The organism is Lentzea aerocolonigenes (genome assembly GCF_000955955.1).
Lineage (GTDB): Bacteria > Actinomycetota > Actinomycetes > Mycobacteriales > Pseudonocardiaceae > Lentzea > Lentzea aerocolonigenes_A.
The window spans coordinates 1-21,662 of sequence record NZ_JYJG01000416.1; the positions used below are offsets into that span (position 1 = coordinate 1).

The window sequence follows — 21,662 nt, forward strand, 5'->3', positions numbered from 1 at the left end:
GTCGTCGACTGGGCCCGCTGGAGCATGTACGGCGACACCGCCGCGCGGGACCGTCTCGCCTCCGACGCGAGCGGCTCCAAGATCAAGTGGGAAGCCCAGCTGGGGTAGTCCCGTGGTGCTGGTCAGCGGACGAACACCGGCGGTTCGTCCGCTGCCAGGTCATCCGGCAGACGCAACCCCGCCTGCCGGGGCACCAGCTCGGACTGCAACACGATCGCCGCCGCACCGATGGCCGAGGCCGACGCGGCCGACGGCGACAACCGCACGGAGACCGGATGCGCGTCCCTGGCGATGAACGCGCGGTCGAGCTCGGCGCGCAACACCGGCAGGTAGACCGAGCCCGCGATGGCGAAGCTGGGACCGGTCAGCACCAGCACCTCGAGGTCCAGCACGTTGGCCAGCGTGCGAGCGCCCACCGCGAGGTAGCGGGCTGACCGTTCCAGCAACGCCAGTGCTCGCGCGTTGCCCCGCCGCGCCGCCCTGCTGATCGCCGCGAAGTCCGCCGCGACCGGGGCGGCGGCGCGCGTCCGGCCGCCGACCAGACCGGCCGCACGACTCAGCGCCCGATCAGCCCGTGCCTGCGTCACGACCGCGGCAGGGCCCGCCAGCACCTCCAGGCATCCCTTTGCGCCACAACGGCATTCCGGTCCGTCGACGTCCAGGCAGGTGTGGCCGATCTCGCCGGCATGACCGCTCGGGCCGCGGTAGGTCGTGCCACCGAGCACCACCCCGGCGCCGATCCCGGTTCCCAGGTACAGCGCGGCGAACGTCGACGTGGCGCCGACACCGCCGGACCAGTGCTCGCCGATCGCGGCGGCGGTGGCGTCGTTGTCCAGCACCACCGGCAGCCCGGTCGCCCGTTCCAGGGCCTGACCGAAGCCGAGGTGCTCGGCCGGACGCGCCGACACGAGACCCAGCCCGAGGATTCGATCCCGTTCGACACCGACGCTGTCGATCAGCGCGTCGACCTCACGCGCCATCCTCTCGATCACGCCGCTGTCCTCCGCTTCGCCACAACCCGCGCGCGAGATGCGCGCTACTACGGCACCACCGAGGTTCGTCAGCACATAGGTGATCCGGGCCTCGTCCAGGTGCACGCCGACGGCGTAGCGAGCGAAGTGGTTGAGCTGCAACATGACCCGGCGTTTGCCGCCGGTCGACTCGGCGTGCCCGGTCTCGGCGACCAGGCCCTCGTCGATCAGCCCGCGCACGACCGTGGAGATCGTCCCGCCGGTCAGTCCGGTGGCGTTGACCAGGCCGACACGACTGATCATGCCCGCCGCGCGGACCAGGTCCAGCACGGCCGCCCTGGTGCTGGCGTGGGTCACTCGCGCCGGTCCGCTCACTGCATTCCTCCGTCGAACGACGAACTTCGCTCATCGACAAGTCGCGACCAGTAAACCATCCGGACGCGTTGACTTTCTTTGTTTAGTAACTGAAGAATCCTCGCCGCGAACCACCCAGCGACGGGGAGGATCAACGATGCTCAAGCAGCTCTGCGCATTCGGTCTGACGGTGGTGCTCGCGGCCACCGCGGCGTGCTCCGGATCCGGTGGAGGCGGTGGATCGAAGGACACTCTCGTCGTCTACACCGGGCAGGCCGGCGACTTCCAGCTCAACTTCAACCCGTACTCCCCCACCTTCATCGAGGGCATGGGCACGATCAACGAGCCGCTGTTCTTCTTCAACATCGCCGCCGACCAGCCGCCGAAACCGATGCTGGGCACCGCGTTCAAGTGGAACGACGACGGCACCGAGCTGTCGATCACGTTGCGGGACAACGTGTCCTGGTCCGACGGCGAGAAGTTCACCGCCGAGGACGTGGTGTTCACCCTGGACATGGTCGCCAAGAACCCGGCGCTGAACAAGACCGCTTACAAGGGCACGGCCACCGCGACCGACGACACGCACGTGGTGGTCGAGTTCCCCGAGCCGGCCTACATGGACGGTCCGCAGGTGCTCGGCCAGATGTGGATCATGCCTGAGCACATCTGGAAGAACGTCGCCACCCCGGCGACCGAGGTCAACCCCAAGCCGGTCGGCACAGGACCGTTCGTGCTCGGCGACTTCAAGGCGCAGTCGTTCACCCTCAAGGCGAACCCGAAGTACTGGGGCGGTGAGCCCGCGGTCAAGCAGGTCCGCTACCTGTCGCTGTCGGGCAACCAGGCGGGCGTGGACGCGCTGAAGGCCGGGTCGATCGACTGGCAGACCGGCCCGATCCCGGACATCAAGGACATCGAGAAGAACTACCCCGGGTACAAGGCGATCACGTTGCCGCTCAACCAGGTCTCGCTGTACACGTGCTCCAACGCGCAGATGGGTTGCCAGGGCGCACAGACCGACCCGGCCGTGCGCAGGGCGATCTACTACGGCATGAACCGCACCCAGATCAACTCGCTGGCCTTCCAGAACGTCAACAGCGAGATGTCCCCCGGCTTCACCCTGCAGCCCCGCGACGCGGCGCTGCTGTCGAGCAAGCTCACCGACCGCATGGCGCCGATGACCCAGAACATCGCCAAGGCCGGCGAACTGCTCACCTCCGCCGGGTACGTCAAGGGCGCGGACGGCATCTACGCCAAGGACGGGAAGCCGCTGACGCTGACCGTGAAGGTGGTCGCCGGCTGGACCGACTACATCACCGCCCTGGAGACGCTGAGCCAGCAGCTGATCCAGATCGGCATCAAGATCACCCCGCAGCAGCTGTCGTGGAACGAGTGGGCCGACGCGCGCGGCCGCGGCCAGTTCGAGCTGCTGATCGACTCCGTCGAGCAGGGCCCCGCACCGGACCCGTACTACACCTACGCCTACTTCTTCTCCACCACCGCCACGGCTCCGGTCGGGCAGGCCGCCTTCCCGAACTACTCCCGGTTCAGCAACCCGGTCGTGGACAACGCGCTGGCAGAGCTGAAGAAGACCGACCGCGGCAACCCCGCGCGGCAGCAGCACTACGACGCGATCCAGGTCGAGCTCGAGAAGTACATGCCGTACATCCCGGTGCTGACCGGTGGAATCCCGAACGAGTACAACGACAAGGCGTTCACCGGCTGGCCCACCAAGGACGACCTCTACGCGTTCCCGGCGGTGTGGAAGAGGCCCGACGCCTCGCAGGTGTACATGAAGCTCAAGCCCGCCGGGAAGTGAGCGATGAACTACTACCTGCGCAAGGCCGCCTTCTACCTGGCGGCCCTGTGGGCGGCGGTGACGCTGAACTTCGTCATCCCCAGAATGCTGCCGGGCAACCCGGTCGACATCCTGATGGCGAAGCTCCAGCAGCGCGGCGGGACCGTCGATCCCGCCGCCCGCAAGGCCTACGAGACACTGCTCGGCACGGGCGGCGACGGCTCGGTCGTCCAGGAGTACCTCTCCTACCTGGGCAACCTGCTGCGCGGTGAGCTGGGCGTGTCGGTCAGCGCGTTCCCGGCGAAAGTGTCCGACGTGATCGCGGACTCGCTGCCGTGGACAATCGTCCTGGTCGGGCTGTCGACGCTGCTGTCGTTCCTGCTCGGTGTCGGCCTCGGCGCTCTCGTGGGGTGGAAGCGCGGCACCTGGCTCGACTCCTTGGTGCCCGCGACGACAGTGCTGTCAGCCGTGCCGTACTTCTGGCTGGCGCTCATCCTGGTGGCGTTGCTGTCGACCTCCCTGGGCTGGTTCCCGCTCAACGGCGGCTACGACGTGGTGCTCGATCCCGGCTGGGACGGCGAGTTCCTCGGATCGGCGATCTACCACGGCATCCTGCCCGCGCTGACGATCGTGATCTCGTCGATCGGCGGGTGGCTGCTGGGGATGCGCAACATGATGGTCTCGGCGATGTCCGAGGACTACGTGCTGACCGCGCGCGCCAAGGGGCTGAAGAACAGCCGGATCATGATCCGGTACGCGGCCCGCAACGCGGTGCTGCCGTCGGTCGCCGGGTTCGCGATCTCGCTCGGGTTCGTGGTGTCCGGCTCGATCGTCACCGAGCTGGTGTTCTCCTACCCCGGCATCGGCTCGAAGCTGCTGCAGGCCGTGCAGAACAACGACTACGCGCTGATGCAGGGGATCTTCCTGGTGATCACGATCGCGGTGCTGGGCGCCAACCTGGCCGTGGACCTGCTGTACGGCCTGATCGACGCCAGGACGCGGGATCGGAGCGCGGTGTCATGACCTGGTCCCCCAAGCTCGGAGCCGGGCTCGGCCTGGCCGCGTTGATCGTCCTGTTCGGACTGTTCGGTCCGCTGGTCACCGGCGATCCGGCCACGATCAGGGACATCGGCCTCACCCCGCCCGGTGGCGAGCACCTCCTGGGCACGACGGTGACCGGCCAGGACATCCTCGCCCAGCTGGCCCACGCGACCCGCGGGTCGCTGTGGATCGGCCTGCTCGTCGGAGTCATGGCGACCTTGCTGTCCGGTGTCTTCGGCATCTTCGGCGCCTACGCCGGTGGAGCCGTCGACGAGGTCTTCTCGGTGTTCTCCAACGTGATGCTGGTGATTCCCGGCCTGCCGCTGGTGATCGTGATCGCCGGTTTCGTCCCGCCAGACCAGCGCGGCACGGGGACGATCTCGCTGGTGCTGGCGCTCACCGGGTGGGCCGCGGCGGCGCGTGTGCTGCGGGCGCAAACGTTGTCTTTGCGCAACAGGGACTACGTGGCCGCGGCGCGGGTGTCCGGCGAGAAGACCTGGCGGGTGATCTGCGTGGAGATCCTGCCGAACCTGCTGCCGATCCTGGCGTCGCAGTTCGTGTTCGCCGTCGTGCTGGCGATCCTCAGCGAGGCGGGGCTGTCGTTCCTCGGGCTCGGCGCGGCCAACTCGTCGACTCTCGGCACGATGCTCTACTACGCCCAGAACGGCTTCGCGCTGCAGCGGGAAGCGTGGTGGTGGTTCGTCCCACCCGGACTGATCATCGCGTTGTTCGGCGGCGCGCTGGCGTTGGTCAACTTCAGCATCGACGAGATCATCAACCCGCGGCTGCGCGACAAGGCGCGGCGCAGGCGGGACGTGGTGGCGGTCGAGGCGGAGGTCGCTCCGGTCGAACAGGACGCCGTGCTGACGGTCCGGAACCTCAACGTCGTCTACCAGGCCACGACGCCGGTGCACGCGGTGAAGGACGTGTCGCTGACCTTGCGCCGGGGCGAGATCCTCGGCCTCGCCGGGGAGTCCGGCTGCGGCAAGACCACGCTCGCCTACGCGATCAACCGCCTGCACCGGCCACCCGCCGAGGTCACGTCCGGGTCTGTCACGTTCGACGACGTCGACGTTCTCGCGCTCGGACCGGAGGAGCTGCGGGAGTTCCGCTGGGTCCGGCTCTCGATGGTGTTCCAGGGCGCCATGAACTCGCTGAACCCGGTCACGCCGATCCGCGCGCAGCTGCAGGACGTCCTGCGCACGCATCGGCCTGAGATGTCCGCGCCGGACCGTGAACTGCGGTGCGCGGAGGTGCTCCGGCTCGTCGGCGTCGACCCGGCACGGCTCGGTTCCCACCCGCACGAGCTGTCCGGCGGCATGCGGCAACGGGTCATGATCGCGATGGCGCTGCTGCTCGACCCGCAGGTGATGATCATGGATGAGCCGACCACCGCGCTGGACGTCCTGGTGCAGCGCGAGATCCTGAACGAGATCAAGCGGTTGCGCGACGAGCTGCGGTTCGCGGTCGTGTTCATCACGCACGACCTGCCGTTGCTGCTGGAGCTGAGCGACCGGATCGCGGTGATGCGCGACGGCGAGGTCGTCGAGTACGCGACCGCCGAGGACATGTACCTGCGGCCACAACACCCGTACACGCGTCAGCTGCTGGCGTCGTTCCCCAGCCTGACCGGCGACGCAGGAGCTCTGATCACGTGACCACGCTGGAAGTCCGGGGCCTCACCAAGACGTTCCACAAGATCCACGCAGTCGACGACGTGTCGTTCACCCTCACCGCCGGCCGCACGGTGGCGTTGGTCGGCGAGTCCGGGTCCGGCAAGTCGACGATCGCGCGGATGATCGCGCAACTGGTCCGCCCGACGTCCGGGGAGATCGCGCTGACCGGCCCGGACGGCGAACCGGTGCCGCGGCGGAGGTATCGCGACAACGTGCAGATGATCTTCCAGGACCCGTTCGCGTCGCTCAACCCGTTCCACACCGTCGAACACCACCTCGCCCGGCCGCTGAAGCTGCACGGACGTCCGCGCACCGAAGTGCCCCACCTGCTGGAACGGGTCAGCCTCACCGCGGACTTCGCACACCGCAGGCCGCACGAGCTGTCCGGCGGGCAACGACAGCGCGTGGCCATCGCCCGCGCGCTCGCACCCGGCGCCAAGGTGATCATCGCGGACGAGCCGGTGTCCATGCTGGACGTCTCGATCCGGCTGGGGGTGCTGAAACTCCTGGCCCGACTGCAGCGCGAGGAGAACCTCGCCGTCCTCTACATCACGCACGACCTCGCCACCGCACGGCACTTCTCCGACGAGGTCCTGGTGATGTACCGCGGCCGGATCGTGGAGCGCGGGCCGAGCGACGACGTGCTCGTGCGCCCGCAGGACCCGTACACCCGCCGGCTGGCCGCCGCCGCGCCGAATCCCGAGTCCCGTTTCTCCCTGGGAGGACAGCCTTGATCCGTCAGTTCCTGCACGACGGCTGGCAGCTGACCGCGACGACGACCGAGGTGCCGGACAACATCGCGGGCCGCACCGTGCCCGCGACCGTGCCCGGCAGCACGCACCTGGACCTGCTGGCGTCCGGGCTGATCACCGACCCGTTCCTGGACCAGGCCGAGACCGAGCTGACCTGGATGCACCGCACGGACTGGCGCTACCGCACCACGTTCCTGGCCGCGGCGGTCACCTCGGACCACCGGGTGGACCTCGTGTTCGACGGCCTGGACACGATGGCGACCATCGAGCTCAACGGGCATCGACTCGGCCAGACCGCGAACATGCACCGCGGCTACCGGTTCGACGTCCGGCAGTTCCTCGTCGACGGCGGCAACGACCTCACCGTGTCGTTCGCGTCCGCGCTGGCGCACGCCGAGAAGAGCGAGGCCGGGCTCGGGTACCGCCCCCACGTGAACGCCCACCCGTTCAACATGATCCGCAAGATGGCGTGCAGCTTCGGCTGGGACTGGGGGCCCGACCTGCAGACCGCGGGCATCTGGCGGCCGGTCCGGCTGGAGCGCTGGCACACCGCCCGGCTCGCGCAGGTCCGCCCGGTCGTGACCGTCTCCCCGGACGGGACCGGGCATGTCGAGCTGCACGTCGAGGTCGAATGGGCCGCCGACGAGGTCCTGACGCTGCAGATCGCGGTGGGCACCCGTGAGCACACCGTCGTGGTTCCGGCCGGGCAACGTTCCGTGGTCGCCCGTGTCGACGTACCGGATGTCTCGCTGTGGTGGCCGGTCGGGCACGGCTCGCAACCGTTGTACGACCTGGAGGTCGTCCTGCGAAGTCGATCGGCCATTTTGGACAGTGCGTCCCGGCGGATCGGGTTCCGCACGATCACCGTCGACACCACGCCGGACGAGATCGGCACGCCGTTCACCGTGGTGGTGAACTCCAAACCCCTCTTCATCAAGGGCGCCAACTGGATTCCTGACGACCACTTCCTCACCCGGATCACGCCGGAGCGGCTGGCCCGGCGCGTCGACCAGGCGGTGGAGGCGCACGTCAACCTGTTGCGCGTGTGGGGCGGCGGGATCTACGAGTCCGACGACTTCTACGACGTGTGCGACGAGCGCGGTGTCCTGGTGTGGCAGGACTTCCCGCTCGCGTGTGCCGCATACCCGGAGGAAGAGCCGGTGCGCGGCGAGCTGGAGGCCGAGGCGCGCGAGAACGTCGTCCGCCTGATGTCGCACGCGTCGCTGGCGTTGTGGAACGGCGGCAACGAGAACCTCTGGGGTTTCGCCGACTGGGGCTGGCCGTGGCAGCTCGAAGGCCGTACGTGGGGTCTCGGTTACTACGACGAGCTGCTGCCGCGGGTCGTGGCCGAGCTCGACCCGACGCGTTTCTACTGCCCAGGCAGCCCGTACAGCCCGGTGGAAGGCCTGCATCCGAACGACGAGAACCACGGCACGCGCCACGAGTGGCAGGTGTGGAACGAGGTCGACTACGCGCACTACCGCGACCACGTGCCGCGGTTCTGCTCGGAGTTCGGGTTCCAGGGCCCGCCGACGTGGTCGACGCTGACCCGGTGGATCCACGACGAACCGTTGACGCCGTCGTCGCCCAGTTTCCTGACGCACCAGAAGGCCGAGGACGGCAACGGCAAGCTCGACCGCGGCCTGGCGGCGCATCTGCCGGTGCCGCAACGGTTCCCGGACTGGCACTGGGCGACGCAGCTCAACCAGGCCCGCGCGGTGAGCTTCGGTGTCGAGCACTTCCGCTCGTGGTGGCCTCGCACGGCGGGCGCGGTCATCTGGCAGCTCAACGACTGCTGGCCGGTCACGTCGTGGGCGGCGATCGACAGCGAGGAACGCCGCAAGCCGCTCTGGTACGGGCTGCGGCACGCGTTCGCGCCGCGGATCCTGACCTTCCAGCCGCGCGACGGCAAGCTGGTGCTCGTCGCGGTGAACGACCACGACGAGCCGTGGGACGCGCACCTCACGCTGGACCGGCAGACCTTCCGGGGCGTCACGCTGCACCTGACTAGACTGCGCCGGACGGTGCCGCCCAGGTCGGTCGTCGAACTGGCCCTGGACGAACCGCTGCTGCAGCCGGTGCACGACGACGCGGAGGTGATGGTGGCGACCACCGCCGAAGCGCGCGCGATCCTGCCGTTCCGGCCGGACTCCGAGCTGTCGTACCACCGTCAACCGCTTGTCGCCCAGGCGGAGGCCGTCCACGGCGGCTACGAGGTCGTGGTGAGCGCTCGATCGTTCGCGCAGGACGTGGCGATCCTGGCCGACCGGGTCGCGCCGGATGCCGCGGTGGACGACATGCTCGTGCCGATGCTGGCCGGCGAGGTCCGCGTGTTCCACATCCGCACGAACGCCGTCGTCGACCCCGCGGCCTTCACCGATCCGCTGGTCCTGCGCTGTGCCAACGACCTGTGCGCCAACGACCTGGGCGTGGCGTGATGAGCACGTCCGCCGTCGGGCTCGTGCTCGCCAGGCCCGCGCGCCTGCTGGGCGTCGAGCCGTTCTTCATGGAGTTCATCGCGGGCATCGAGGAACGGCTGGCCGAGCGCGACCTCTCGGTCCTGCTGCACGTCGTGGCGGACCACGAGGCCGAGATCTCCGCCTACCGCCGCTGGTCGTCGCGCGGTCTCGTCGACGCGACCGTCGTGGTGAATCCCGTGGTGGACGACCCGCGCCCGGCCGTGCTCGTCGAACTGGGCCTGCCCGCGGTGGTCGTCGGTGATGATCCTGGCCTGCCCGCGGTGCGCACCGATCACACCGGACCGGTGGCCGAGGCCCTCCGGCATCTGCTCGAACTGGGACATCGGCGGATCGCCCGCGTGACCGGTCCTTCTGCCTTGCAGCACACACAGGCGCGCACAGCCGCGTTGCTCTCGGGGTGCGCGGAAGCCGGCGTCGAGCCGGTGATCGTCGAGGGTGACTACTCCGAGGAAGCGGGCGCCAAGCTGACCACGGCGCTGCTGGGTCGTGCCGAGCCGCCCACCGCGATCCTCTACGACAACGACGTGATGGCCGTGGCGGGTCTGGCGGCCGCCACGGCCCTGGGCGTCGCGGTGCCGTCCCGGCTCAGCCTCGTGGCGTGGGACGACTCGACGTTGTGCCGCCTGGCCTCTCCCGCGCTGACGACGATGAGCGTCGACGTGCACCAGTTCGGCGTGACGGTCGCGGAGTCGGTGCTCGAACGCATCGACGGCGTGCCCGTCACACCGCGCTGGTCCCCCACCGCCCACTACGTCCCGCGCGGCACCACGGCACCCGCGGCCTGACCGTGTCTCAGGAACACCCGATCCGCGATGCCGCCAGCACGACGTCGTCGAACCACAGCGTGTCGTCACCGTTGCCGTAACTTTCCCAGCCCAGCCGGAAGTTCGTCAGGGCAGGCCGCCACCCGGCCCGGCGGAGCCACTGCGAGTCCACGTCCGGTGTGGGCACGCCGTCCGCGCGCAGGCCCGGCACCTCGGTGCCGTTGACCCAGGTCCGCAGTTCGGAGCCGGTGATCCCGAACTCCACGCAGGTCCACTGGTTCACCGCCAGCGGGGTGCTCTGGGCGACCCCGGCAGGGCTCTGCTCCGGCAGCGTGGCGTCGTCGGACTCGCGGTTCCACTGCAGGGCGCGGTTCTGCCCGCCCATCCGCAGGTCCTTACCGCCGTCAGCGGTGTCCTTCATGGCCAGGAAGGTCACGTGCGACTCGGGCAACGCGGTGGTGTGCCTGACGTAGAACCGGGTGTACAGGCCGGCTCCGGTCGTTCCCCTGGACGTGCTGAGGAAGACGTGGTTGCAGTAGCCCGCCCGGCCGTCGACCCGGATCGACTTACCGCCGGTGCGCGCCGTCGAGGTGTCGACGATCGCGGTGCCGGTTCCCCGGCAGTTCGGGAAGGCCAGTGACCAGTCCCCGGCCGGTGCCGTCCCGGTCTGGTTCTCGAAGCCGTCGCAGAACGCGCCGCTCGGACAGCCGGCGGGCGGCAGAGGTGGTGTCGTGGTCGTCGTCGGCGGGCTGGTGTCGTTGCACCGCACGCCGTTGAGGGTGAAGTCCGCGGGCGTGTCGTTGCTGCCCTGGTAGGTCGCCTGGAATCCGAACTGGACGGACGCGCCGGTGGCGATGCCGCGGTTGAACGCCTGGTTCCGTGCCGTCACAGCCTTTCCGGACTGCGCGAGGTCGGCGCTCCAGCCGGAGGTGACGTGCTGGTCGCCGGCGAAGGTCCACGCCAGCGTCCAGCCGTCGACGGGAGCGGCGTTGTTGGTCACCGTCACCTTGCCGACGAAGCCGTTGCTCCACTGGTCGACCTGGTAGCCGACCACGCACGCGGGCGCGTCGGCCGCGTGCCCGGAGGCGGGACTCTCGATGATCGCCGCCGCCACCACGGCCGCCACCACGGTCATGATCAAGATACCGCTCGTTCTCCGACGCATGCGCTCTCCCACGGGCAGGGTGACGTGGTCAGTTCTGGGAGCGTTCCCAGCGCAGAATGTAACCACCCTGGTACAGGTTGGCAATCATCGTCCTTGACACCAGGAGGTTCGCGCCAGCATTCTGGGAGCGCTCCCAGAACCACAGCGGCGTGTCGAGGAGTGTCCATGGAACTGCGCGGCAACCTGTCCGGACGTCGGGTCACGCTGGTCGTGGGCGCCGCCCTCGCGGCACTCGCCGTGGTCGCGGGCTCACTCGTCCCCCGCGTCTCGACGGCCGCCCCCGCGGTGCCCGTGACCGGCACCGCCACCCACTTCGACGGGCTCGGCGCGCCCTACGGTGGTTGCGGGCTGCCCCAGGAAGTCCTGGACTCACAGGACTTCGTGGCGCTCAACGTCTACAACACACCCGGCGACTACAGCTTCTACCCGAGGCCGATCCCGCCTGCGCAGGCGGCCAAGATCGGGCTGTGGGACAACGGACGCAACTGCGGCCGGTTCGTCCAGGTCGCCATCGGCGACTACTGCACCGGAACCAACGACGGCGCGGCGGGACAACCGTTCTGCCGCAACGGTTCCTGGATCGCCGACGGCTACAGCGGCGCGACGCTGACCATGGTGGTGGCGGACAGCTGCGGTGACTCCAACGCCTGGTGCCGCGACGATCCGAACCACCTCGACCTGTCGACCGCCTCGCTCAACAGGTTCCTCCGCAACGGCGTTCCGGTCGGCGACCTCAACCCCGCGCACTGGAACAACCGCAAGGTGTCCTGGTCGTACGTCCCGAGCCCGAACTACACCGGCGACCTGCGGCTGGGCTTCATGCAGGGCGCTCAGCGCTATTGGCCGGCGATCGCGGTGTCGCACCTGGCCAACGGCATCCACGGAGTGGAGTACCTGGGTGAGAACGGCGCTTGGACGCAGGCCAAGCCCAACAGCGACATGGGGCAGTCGTTCATCATCGGCCCGACGACGAGCGCGGGCACCTCGTACGAGATCAGGGTGCGCGACGCCGCCGACGCACTGGTGAACGGCGGCCGGACCTACCGGTTCTCGTTGCCAGGCCAGTGTTCCCCGACGTGTTCCGCCGCCTACACCAGCGTCACCTACACCACCAGCGACGGCACTGGTCCCACGACCACCACGACCACCACCCCTCCGACGACCGGTGGATGCACCGCAACCGCGACGGTCACCGGCTCCTGGAGCGGTGGCTACCAGATGGAGATCGCCGTCAAGAACACCGGGCAGGCGCCGCTGTCCGGGTGGACGTCGTCGTTCTCCTTCACCGGCGACCAGCGGGTGCAGAACTCGTGGAACGCGGTCGTCAGCCAGACCGGGCGGCAGATCACCGCGAACAACCAGGGTTACAACGGATCCCTGGCCGCGGGAGCGAGCACCACGTGGGGCGCCGTTGTCCAGGGCACGAACGATCCGCTGCCACCAATGACCTGCACAGGTCGATAGGTCCCGTACCTTCAGGAACGCTTGCGCGCCAGCAACGTGAACGTGTTCGGCAGCTGCCCCCGCCACGCCGCCGCGTCCAGCCCGTCCCACTTCCAGAACGGCTCCGGGTGCTCTGCCACGTGCCGCAGCTCCAGCCCGGCCCCGAGCACCGCAGTGATGATCTCGGCGAGCGTCGCCTGCCACTCCACCGCGCCGTTGCCGGGGAACGTGTCGTTGACGTGCGAGCGTTCGAAGTACCCGCGGTCCGGCCGGATCCTGGGCTCGTCCTCGTCCCACGTCCACAGCGGCACCATCGGATGCCCCTCGTGCACGAACAGGTGCCCGCCCGGTCGCAGCAGCCGGGCGACGTCCGCTGCCCAGACCTCGAGGTCCCGCAACCAGATCAGCGCGCCCTTGCCGGTGTAGACGAGATCGGTGCAGCCGTCCCGCAATGGGACACCCGGCACCGCGGCGACCACGTACCGGCAGTCGACGCCCAGCTCGTCCGCCCTGCGTTGCGCCGCCAAGGTCGCCACCGAGCTGAAGTCGACGCCGACGACCGACCGCGCACCCTCCGCGACCAAAGCGATGTCGTCCAGGCCGTGGCCGCTCTGCAGGTGCACGACGACAGGCCGCGAAGCCAGCAGCGGCCGCAGCAGCTCGAGCTCGCAGGCGACCAACGACGAAGAGTTCCTGGCCTGCTCCAACAGTTCCCGGTACTCGTGAACGTGCTTCTTCGACGCCGCTTCCCACGCGTTCCGGTTCTCCACCCGGTTCACCCTGCCACGCAGGTGTAGGGCGGGTCGTTCGTTATTCGACGCATCACCAGCGCCCTTACCGGGACAACGTGAAAAATATTCGGCTGACTCCGGCCCTCGATCTTGTGGCCGGGATCACGCTTGCCTACTATCCAGTAGGTAGGAGCCGAACCCGGCCAAGTTCGGTGCTCCCCGAGCAACGTGCCCTTCCCACGTTCGCGCCCGAAGCGCCCACTTCACCCGGAGAAGCAGACATGTCCGACCCTGCACGGAACGCTCCCGGCGGGAGCGCTCTCAACCGTCTGGCGAAAGCCGCCGCAGCGGCCACCGTCCTCGCGTCCTGCGTCGCCTCAGCCACCATCTCTGGCACCGCCTCCGCCAACGCCTCGGCCGAGCTGCGCGAGGTGATGTTCGTCGGCAACAACTGGGACGGCACCGCCGACGTCGTGAAGTCCACCGGCGACTTCGCGAAGATCGGCCGCGTCAACGTCATCCCGGACAAGTCCCAGCGACTGACCGAGATCTACCTCAACCCGATCAAGCTGGCCTTCTTCCTCGGCATCCGCAACGGTCCCGGCGAGGGTCACGACCAGTTCGTCGACGACATGTACACCACTCCCGACGGTTCGGCGGTGGTCGTGTCGCGGCCCAGCTTCGCCGACGTCGTGTCGCTCGACCTGGCCACCGGCAAGATCAAGTGGCGGTTCCCGGTGTCCGGCTTCCGCTCCGACCACATGGCCGTCTCCCCCGACGGGTCCAGGGTCGCGGTCTCGGCGTCGACCTCCAACACCGTGCACGTGCTGGACATCAACACCGGCCGGCAGCTCGGTTCGTTCAAGACCGGCGACAAGCCGCACGAGAACGTGTTCACCAACGGCGGCCAGTACCTCTGGAACATGTCGATCGGCGAGGTGAACAACGACTTCGACGCGCCCGACCAGGACTGGCTCAAGGGTGACCGGCACATCACCGTGGTCGACACGAGCAACTACCAGATCGTCAAGACCATCGACATGCGCAGCCGGCTGAACGCCTTCGGCCGCAGCGACCTGTCCAACTCCGTGCGGCCCGCGGTGTTCTCCCCGGACTTCTCGAAGCTGTACTTCCAGGTGTCGTACTTCAACGGCTTCGTCGAGTACGACGTCGCCACCGACGCCGTCACCCAGGTGAAGACGCTGCCGAAGAACTCCAACACGAGCGACGACCGCAAAACGTTCGTCAACGACTCGCGCCACCACGGGCTGTCGATGAACCCCGACGGCACCAAGCTGTGCGTCGCCGGGACGATGGACGACTACGCCACGGTCGTCGACCGCGCTTCGCTGCAGCAGGGTCCGCTCGTCGCGGCCTCGAAGCCTTACTGGGCAACGGTCAGCGGTGACGGTCGTCAGTGCGTGATCTCGGAGAGCGGCTCGGACCAGATCACCGCGATCGACTTCGCCACCGGGCAGAAGACGGTCTCCGTGCCGGTCGGCGACCACCCGCAGCGCGTCCGGATCGGACACGTCGCGGCTGGCTGGACCGGCCCCACCCGCTGAGCTGTACCGGGCCGCGGGACGTCCCGCGGCCCGGTTTGGCGAAATGCCAGATTCCACCGCGAAGCATTGCACTGCTCCATTCTGGACCGTCCAGAATGGAGCATGACTCAGAACGACTTCCACTCGCTGCCCAGGCGGGCTGTGCTGAGCGGTCTCGCCCTCGGCGGGTTCGCCGTCGCGGTCGGTTCGTGCGCGGCGGGCACCGCGAGCACCTCACCCGCGCCACCGGCAGTGCTCCCGACCGGACGACGCGTTGCAACGTCTCCTGGACGGGAACAAACGCCTCCTCAGCAGCCAAACGCTGCACACGCAGACACTCGACCAGATCCGGCGGCACGCGACGGGCCAGTCCCCCTACGCCCAGGTGTTCGGGTGCGCCGACTCCCGGGTACCGGTCGAGGCGATCTTCGACGAGGACTTCGGCGACGTCTTCGTCACCAGGACGGCCGGAAACGTGCTGTCGGAACCCACCATCGGCACGATCGAGTACGGCGTCGTGGCCCTGAACACCCCGCTGATCATGGTGCTCGGACACCAGAGTTGCGGAGCGGTCAAAGCGGCCGTGGAGGCGGCGAAGGACCCCGCGAAAACACCGCAAGGTGCGTTGGGCGCACTGGTCTCCGCTCTCGTGCCCGCCGCCCAGCAGGTCGCGGACCGCGGTGGCGACGTCTACGCGGCCGCACTCGAGGCGCACATCCGGGCTACCGTCGCGACGCTGCAGGGCAACCCGGTCCTCGCCGGTCGCATCACTGACGGCAGGTTGCGCGTCGTCGGTGCCTCCTACGACCTCGCCACCGCGAAGGTGACCGTGTACTGACGAAATCTTCGCCGGTGAAGACCGTCTGGTCCCCGGTGCCGGTCGTCGGCGAGTCACCACGCAGCAGCAGAACGCCGTGCTCACCTCGACGTAGGCCGCAGCTGGTCCGTCCCGGGACCGGCGGAGGATGCTGTCTACGTGACCTCGACTGTTGCTTTCACAGCCGTCATCGTCTTGCCTTTACCGCTGCCGACGCCGGGGACGTTTGCGGTGCCGTTCACCGTGAAGGTGCCTGGCGTGGCGTAACTCGCCGGGTTGATGGCACTCCAGGTGACCTTGACAGTCGAGCGGACACCCGAGCGCAGGTCGAGGCTTGTCACGGTCGCGGGGAGCGTGGGAGCCACGCGCGCCCGCGTCGCGGCGAAGACGTGGCTCTCGACGACGTTCTTGGCGAACGCGTCGTGCCAGACCTTGAAGGAGGCGCGCAACGTGCCGTTCGCACCCGACCCCGTTCCGAAGACGTTGGTGCCGGCCCACGGCCACACACCGGTGCCCGCGTTGTTCGGCACGTCGTTGATCGTCTTCATGGCGGCCATCGTGTCGTCGCCCTGCGACTGCGCCGTATAGGTGAAGCCGACCGGATGGTTCGGGTCCGACAACGGATCGGTGACCTTGCCACTCGACTGCGGGGACATCTCGGCGATGTTGAGCTTCACACCTGGCATGACCTTGGCGATCTCGACGAGCTCACGCTGCAGGACCGAGTAGCTCCCGTGCCAGTCCGGGTAGTAGGAGAGGCCGATCCGGTCGACCATGCCGCTCATGTCGTCCAGGTCCCCCGATAGTGTTTTGACCAACGTCATGACTTTCGCCAGAACCTTGTCCGGGTCAAGCACCACCTTGCCGGTCGGCGCTTTCTCGATGACGTTGAACGCGAAATGCAGCATGCCCTGGATGTGCGTGCCCCTGGTCGCGTTGACCTGTTTGACGGCGCGGTTCCCGGCGTCGACCAGCCGGGCCAGGTTGGTGATCGAGCCCAGGAACTCCCGGTAGGCCGCCGAGTTGGTGTCGCCTCTCGCTTCTTCGTACTTCATCCACTTCACGCCACCACCCGGCGCGAGCCGGTGACGACCCGACGTGTAGTAGTGGTGGTGGTCGACATACGGCGTGATCGCGTCGTATTCCTGGCCCCACATCATGCCGTTCGTGATCTCGTTGCCGAACTGGACGATGGCAGGGGTTGTTCCCTGGTCGACCAGGCTGCCGACGAAGTCGTACGTCCATTGGTAGGTGGTCTGAACGAGAGCATCGAACGGCTGATCGGCCCAGGCATAGGGCTTCGGCTGGTTCTGCGGATCGGCCCAGCTGTCGGCATAGTGGAGATCGACCGCGAGCTTCTGCCCGGCCCCGACGACCGCTTTCGCAACCCGGCGGGTGTTCGCCGGCGAACTGTTGCCGGCACCGGTGCTCGCGCCGCCCGTGCTCTCGTTCCTCGGCTCGTTCCAGACACGCAGGCGAGTCGTGTCCCAGCCGAGATCCTTCGTCAGGCCGAAGAAGTTGTTGCCGTTCTCGATGGATCCGCGGTCGGTGTACTTGCCGCCGCGGACGCCGGGGACCGGTGGCTTGTTGCCGGCGTTGTAGTAGTAGCTCGTCGTGTTGCCACCCTGCTCGGACGTGTCGGAGCCGTTGTCCATGTCGGGGCGCAGGTAGTTGAAGATGTTGAACTCGCGCACGCCGTCGGGCGAACCCGCGTTGATCACGAGTCGGAGGTAGCGCAGTCCTTGGAAGTCGAGGACATCGGTGAAGATGCCACCTGGCCGGGCATTGCCCGTACGGTCGGCCAGCACCGTCCAGCCGTTCGCGTCCCTCGATCCCAGCAGCTGGTACTTGCACACCGTCCGGTTGCCCGCGAAGACCGTCTCGACCTTGTGGATCGCGTCATAGGCACCACCCAGGTCGACGGTGAGCGTGGCGGGCAGTGAGGCCGGTACCCACGCTGTCGCCGCCGAGCCGTCCAACGCGAGCCTCGCGTCACCGCTCGACGCCGTCGCAGAAACCCAGTACCTGCCCGAGATGTTGCTCTCAGCCGGCGTGTAGTCAGCTGTTCCGCTCAGCGCGACCGCAGCACGGGGTGCGCCGGCAATGAGTGCCAGGACAATCGAGGCGACCACCAGTACCCCGCCTCGTCGCTTCAAGGACTTCCGCATACGAAGTTCCTACTTCCCAACGCTCTCAGGACGTACTGCTCTTTCCGCGACGGGTCGTGAGCGGGAACAGGGTTCGCCTGATCTTTCCCGCCCACGACCGCGCGGCGAATCACCGGAAGACCGGCAGACATGTCAGGTCTCCGCGCTAACCGTTCTGCACCAGGCTGAAGTCGTCGACGTTCACCCAGTTGCCCGCGTTCGCGTCGGAGGACACGCCCACCTGGATCGACCCGTTGGTCACCTTGATTCCGGAGATCGTGACCTTCGTCCAGCTGCCCAACGCCCGGTTGATCGACGAACTCATCTCACTCCCACCGAAGTTCTTGGCGAAGATCGCCGACTGCTTCTGGCCGCCGCTGCTCTTCACCCACGCCGACAACGTGTAGGTCCCGTTCGGCAGCGAGATGTTCTGGTACCGCGAGGCGTTGTACGCCGACGACGAACTCTGCGCGAACGCCCAGCGCCCGGTGTGCCCGCCCTGCTTGTTGCTGTTCACGTTGCCGCCGGAGATGGTCCAGCCGGCGAGGTTGTTCTGCGCCACCCGGTCGGCCTCCGCACTCGGGTTCAGCACGTGGTTGTTGCCGCCGCCGACCGACCACGTGCCCGCGGCCGCGTCGACGTTCCACTGGCTCAGCGAGTGGAACACCGGCGTCGTGCCGTTGAACGTCACAGGCAACCACTGGTTGTAGCCGATGCCGTTGCCCGCGAAGTCGCTCCAGCGGTCGCCGCCGAACATCACGAACGACCCCTGGGAGCCGGTCACCGTGAAGGCCAGGCCGGTCTGCGTCACGTGCGAGAAGTCGGCGTCCGTGCCCTGCATCACGAACTCCGGTGAGTACCCGCTCGCGACCTTCTTCGACGTGTTGCAGTACGTGTGGGACGCGTTCCAGCCGTGCAGGTCGGAGGAACAGAAGTAGTAGGTCCCGTTGTACTTGAACATGACGTTGCCTTCGCGCCCGCCCGCAGAGCTGTTGTAGATGTTCGCGGCGGGTTCGACGTGCAGGTAGTCCGACGGCCGCAGCGCCGCGACGTACAGGTGCGACCGGCCGCTCCTGTTGCTGAAGGCCAGGTACGCCTTTCCGTCGTCGTCGACGAAGACCGACTGGTCACCGGACATGCCGGTGGTGACGTTGGCGATGTTCGACTGGGTGGCCGCCTTGGTGAAGTGGCCGTTCGGCGTGCTGCTCGTCCCGAACACCAGCTCGCTGTTGAGCTGGGAGATCAGCACGTACTTGCCCGTGTTGGGGTTGCGCGCGACCCCGATCCGGCCGACCCAGCCCGCTCCCCCGAGGTCCGAGGCGGTCATCGCGTTGCCTTCGAACTTCCAGTTGGCCAGATCGGTGGACGAATAGATCGTGATCGCGCTCAGGGAAGTGTTGCCGTTCTTCCCGGCGGACGGGTTGTTGTAGTAGGTGACCGCGCCGTTGTACTTCGCCCCGTACCAGTAGTAGGTGTTGCCGACCTTCAGGACTCCCCCGCCTTGGGAGTAGATGGGGTTCCCGGACGTGTCCTTCCAGAACACGTCGTTCTGGATCGTGGCGGCAGCCTGCGGCGCCGGAGTGGCCGCGCCGGCACCGACGGAGCCGCCGACCGACGTCAGCGCGACCGCGGCGGAGAGCACAACCGAGGCGATCGTTCGCCTGGAAGTTCTTCCCAGCATTTCATGTCCTCCGATTGGACGGAATCTGGACGATTCCATGGTTTCCGGTCCGGTGTGGACCAGCTCAGCGCTGCGGTGGACGACATTCAGTACCCCGAGATGTCACCTTCCATCGCTCTCGAAGGCGCCGAGATCCGGCGCACTCCCGTGGTAGGGCAGGCCGACGGCCGCACCCTTGTCGATCAACGCGCTGTTCGCCGCGAGGCGGAGGTGCGGCAGCACGGGAAGGCTGCCGTCGGCCTGCCGAGGTGCGTCCCATCCGGACGTGGACACGCTCCGGAACTGCGCGTCCGACAGTCCGACGCCGACGTTCCAGGAGTTGTTCGAGGCCGTCGTGCCGTTCATGTTCGACAGCAACGTGCCCGTGTAGGCGATGTTGTTGCGCAGGTTGCCCTTGCCGGTCGCGGCGCCGCTCGAGGTGATGCCCAGCATGTCGAAGTCGGGGCGGTTGCCGTAGCTGGTGTTGTTGAAGTAGTCGTTGGCCACCGGGTGGTGGTTGGAGTAGAAGCCCGCGGCCTTGTTGTTGAACGCCACCGAGAAGCGGACCGTGTGCTTCACCGCCCCGGCGTCGTACTTGTTGCCGAACCCGCCCATCTTGAAGCCCGCGCCGTTGCCCACCGGAGTCGTCGTCCCCGGTATGAACCCGTTGCGCCACGACCACGAGTTCTCGATGAGCACGGACGAGTAGGTGTGGATGAGGTCGAACCCGTCGTCGGAGTTCTGCCACGCCCGGCAGCCGCGGAACACGTTCGACGGGCTACCGGCCGGCGAGTAGTGCGAACCGAAACCGTCACCGCTCTCGCCCGCGCCGTTGGAGCTGCGCGAGTCGTAGTTGTCGTGCGAGTCGGAGTTGAGCACGAGGTTGCCGGCACCGCCGCTGATGAACAGGCCCGGCCCCATGTGGTGGTGGGTGTTGATCAGCTCGAAGACGTTGCTGTTGCCGGAGATCCACATGCCCCACGACTCGTGGTTGCGGTTGTTGTTCTGCGGTGCGCCGGTGACCTCCAGCCCCTTGAGGTGGAGGTAGTTCCCGGTGACGTCGAAACCCTTGATGCGGCAGTCGTCCCTCATGCCGGAGAAGTCGAAGACCGGCTTCTCCCCCGGCTGGGCCCAGTACCGGATCGGGTTGCCCGACGCGCCGCTCTTGCTCAGCACGATCGCGGAGACCCTGCCCGTCTGGCCCGAACAGGAACTGGTCGCGCGGGTGTAGGCGTACCTGCCGCCCCGGAAGTACACGGTGTCACCCGCCTTGGCCACCGTCTGCGCGCGGGCGATCGTGGCCCACGGCGCCGCCTGGGTGCCCGCTGCGCCGTCGTTGCCGTTCGGAGAGACGTAGTAGGTATTTCCCGCCGCGGAAGCCGAGCCGGCGACGATCAGGAGAGGACTCACCGTGATCACCGCGGCCAGGAGAGCACGGGTCAGGTAGATCGTGTTCTGCACAGCGTCACCTGCTTGCGTGAGTGGTGTTCGCCAAGGTTGAAACGTTTACTATCGCTGGCCGCAGCGAACCAAGGGTTTCTTGATCGTGTCAAGGCCCGCTCGATGATTTCCGTTTGACAGCACCAGGTTGATCTGTCTAATCGACGACCGCTAAAATCGAACTATCGAAACAAACGGTTTAACTCGAATTCGACTCCCTTCGACTGACGGACTGCTGTCGCCCTACACCGGGTGGACCAGAGCGCACTGGGAGGCCGTGGCCGACCATCTGCTGGACTCCGTCTCGCCCTACGCCACACCGGGCGGCGCCCAGTACCGGCTGCCCGGCAGAACCGGCCGCGCGGGCGTGCACAGCGACGGCCTTGAGGGCTACGCCAGGACTTTCCTGCTCGCGGCCTTCCGCATCGCCGGTGCCGGCGGGGACGTACGGCCGGCACTCGTCGAGCGGTACGCCGAAGGCATCGCCCACGGCACCGACCCCGGCCACCGGTACGCCTGGCCGGTGCCCGCCGACTGCTCCCAGCAGCTCGTCGAAGCGGCGTCGATCGCGCTGGCACTGCACGAGACCCGTCGATGGTTGTTCGACCGGTTCGACTCCTCGGTGCAGGAGCGGGTCGTGGCCTGGCTGGCCCGTGCGGCGGGCAAACGGACGTGGCAGAGCAACTGGGTGTTGTTCCCCGTGGTGGTTCAGCAGTTCCTCGCGAGCGTCGGCGGTCCGCATGACCCCGCCGCGGTTTCCGAGGGGCTCGACCGGATCGAACAGTGGTACGTCGGCGACGGCTGGTACACCGACGGTGCCGGGCGCAGCTTCGACTACTACGCCGGGTGGGCCCTGCACCTGCTGTCTCTTATACACATCTC

The 21,662-nt window shown here is 67.8% G+C and carries 16 protein-coding genes; 10 read left to right on the forward strand and 6 right to left on the reverse strand.

Going from position 1 to position 21,662, the window contains the following annotated elements; all coding sequences use genetic code 11:
* Positions 1 to 122: 122 nt before the first annotated feature.
* Positions 123 to 1,346 carry an ROK family protein gene (locus UK23_RS41445; RefSeq protein WP_045317291.1) on the reverse strand — a complete coding sequence of 408 codons (1,224 nt, stop codon included), beginning with the start codon at positions 1,344 to 1,346 and terminating at the stop codon, positions 123 to 125.
* A 136-nt stretch (positions 1,347 to 1,482) separates the two neighbouring features.
* Between UK23_RS41445 and UK23_RS41450 the strand changes: the two genes are divergently transcribed.
* Genes UK23_RS41450 through UK23_RS41475 form a run of 6 tightly spaced genes read left to right on the forward strand, consistent with a single transcriptional unit; the run spans position 1,483 to position 9,854 of the window.
* On the forward strand, positions 1,483 to 3,141 hold the full coding sequence (locus tag UK23_RS41450) for an ABC transporter substrate-binding protein (protein ID WP_156213763.1): 1,659 nt from the start codon (positions 1,483 to 1,485) through the stop codon (positions 3,139 to 3,141).
* Positions 3,142 to 3,144: 3 nt separating this feature from the next.
* The gene (locus tag UK23_RS41455; RefSeq protein WP_045317292.1) at positions 3,145 to 4,143 is read left to right on the forward strand and encodes an ABC transporter permease; all 999 of its coding nucleotides are present in this window, start codon (positions 3,145 to 3,147) and stop codon (positions 4,141 to 4,143) included.
* Positions 4,140 to 5,819: a dipeptide/oligopeptide/nickel ABC transporter permease/ATP-binding protein gene (locus UK23_RS41460; protein ID WP_082115404.1), complete on the forward strand. Its 1,680-nt coding sequence runs from the start codon at positions 4,140 to 4,142 to the stop codon at positions 5,817 to 5,819. Before UK23_RS41455 ends, UK23_RS41460 begins: the two co-directional genes overlap by 4 nt.
* Complete coding sequence (locus tag UK23_RS41465) at positions 5,816 to 6,571, forward strand: ABC transporter ATP-binding protein (protein ID WP_045317293.1); 756 nt, start codon at positions 5,816 to 5,818, stop codon at positions 6,569 to 6,571. The genes UK23_RS41460 and UK23_RS41465 overlap by 4 nt, the downstream gene beginning before the upstream one ends.
* Entirely contained in the window at positions 6,568 to 9,027 is a 2,460-nt protein-coding gene (locus tag UK23_RS41470) for a glycoside hydrolase family 2 protein (RefSeq protein ID WP_045317294.1), read from the forward strand. The genes UK23_RS41465 and UK23_RS41470 overlap by 4 nt, the downstream gene beginning before the upstream one ends.
* Complete coding sequence (locus tag UK23_RS41475; protein WP_045317295.1) at positions 9,027 to 9,854, forward strand: LacI family DNA-binding transcriptional regulator; 828 nt, start codon at positions 9,027 to 9,029, stop codon at positions 9,852 to 9,854. The genes UK23_RS41470 and UK23_RS41475 overlap by 1 nt, the downstream gene beginning before the upstream one ends.
* Before the next feature lie 7 nt (positions 9,855 to 9,861).
* On the opposite strand, the gene UK23_RS41480 is transcribed toward UK23_RS41475, so the two are convergent.
* The gene (locus UK23_RS41480) at positions 9,862 to 10,998 is read right to left on the reverse strand and encodes a cellulose-binding domain-containing protein (RefSeq protein ID WP_045317296.1); all 1,137 of its coding nucleotides are present in this window, start codon (positions 10,996 to 10,998) and stop codon (positions 9,862 to 9,864) included.
* Positions 10,999 to 11,163: 165 nt separating this feature from the next.
* On the opposite strand from UK23_RS41480, the gene UK23_RS41485 reads away from it, so the two are divergent.
* Positions 11,164 to 12,462 carry a cellulose binding domain-containing protein gene (locus UK23_RS41485; protein WP_045317297.1) on the forward strand — a complete coding sequence of 433 codons (1,299 nt, stop codon included), beginning with the start codon at positions 11,164 to 11,166 and terminating at the stop codon, positions 12,460 to 12,462.
* 11 nt (positions 12,463 to 12,473) lie between these two features.
* Here UK23_RS41485 and UK23_RS41490 read toward each other — a convergent pair whose 3' ends face one another.
* The gene (locus UK23_RS41490) at positions 12,474 to 13,211 is read right to left on the reverse strand and encodes a class I SAM-dependent methyltransferase (RefSeq protein ID WP_196778121.1); all 738 of its coding nucleotides are present in this window, start codon (positions 13,209 to 13,211) and stop codon (positions 12,474 to 12,476) included.
* 395 nt (positions 13,212 to 13,606) lie between these two features.
* Between UK23_RS41490 and UK23_RS41495 the strand changes: the two genes are divergently transcribed.
* Complete coding sequence (locus UK23_RS41495; RefSeq protein WP_269112336.1) at positions 13,607 to 14,737, forward strand: YncE family protein; 1,131 nt, start codon at positions 13,607 to 13,609, stop codon at positions 14,735 to 14,737.
* A gap of 253 nt (positions 14,738 to 14,990) precedes the next feature.
* Positions 14,991 to 15,554, forward strand: a complete 564-nt coding sequence (locus UK23_RS41500; RefSeq protein ID WP_045317300.1) for a carbonic anhydrase — start codon at positions 14,991 to 14,993, stop codon at positions 15,552 to 15,554.
* Positions 15,555 to 15,688: 134 nt separating this feature from the next.
* On the opposite strand, the gene UK23_RS41505 is transcribed toward UK23_RS41500, so the two are convergent.
* From UK23_RS41505 to UK23_RS41515, 3 genes are all read right to left on the reverse strand, one after another.
* Entirely contained in the window at positions 15,689 to 17,701 is a 2,013-nt protein-coding gene (locus UK23_RS41505) for a glycosyl hydrolase 53 family protein (RefSeq protein WP_082115405.1), read from the reverse strand.
* A 145-nt stretch (positions 17,702 to 17,846) separates the two neighbouring features.
* Complete coding sequence (locus UK23_RS41510) at positions 17,847 to 19,361, reverse strand: family 43 glycosylhydrolase (RefSeq protein ID WP_052685500.1); 1,515 nt, start codon at positions 19,359 to 19,361, stop codon at positions 17,847 to 17,849.
* 102 nt (positions 19,362 to 19,463) lie between these two features.
* Positions 19,464 to 20,801 (reverse strand): right-handed parallel beta-helix repeat-containing protein, encoded by a 1,338-nt coding sequence (locus tag UK23_RS41515; protein ID WP_082115406.1) that lies wholly within the window; start codon positions 20,799 to 20,801, stop codon positions 19,464 to 19,466.
* A gap of 256 nt (positions 20,802 to 21,057) precedes the next feature.
* Between UK23_RS41515 and UK23_RS41520 the strand changes: the two genes are divergently transcribed.
* Positions 21,058 to 21,662 (forward strand): DUF2264 domain-containing protein (locus UK23_RS41520; RefSeq protein WP_196778122.1); only part of this gene is annotated, 605 nt, incomplete at its 3' end.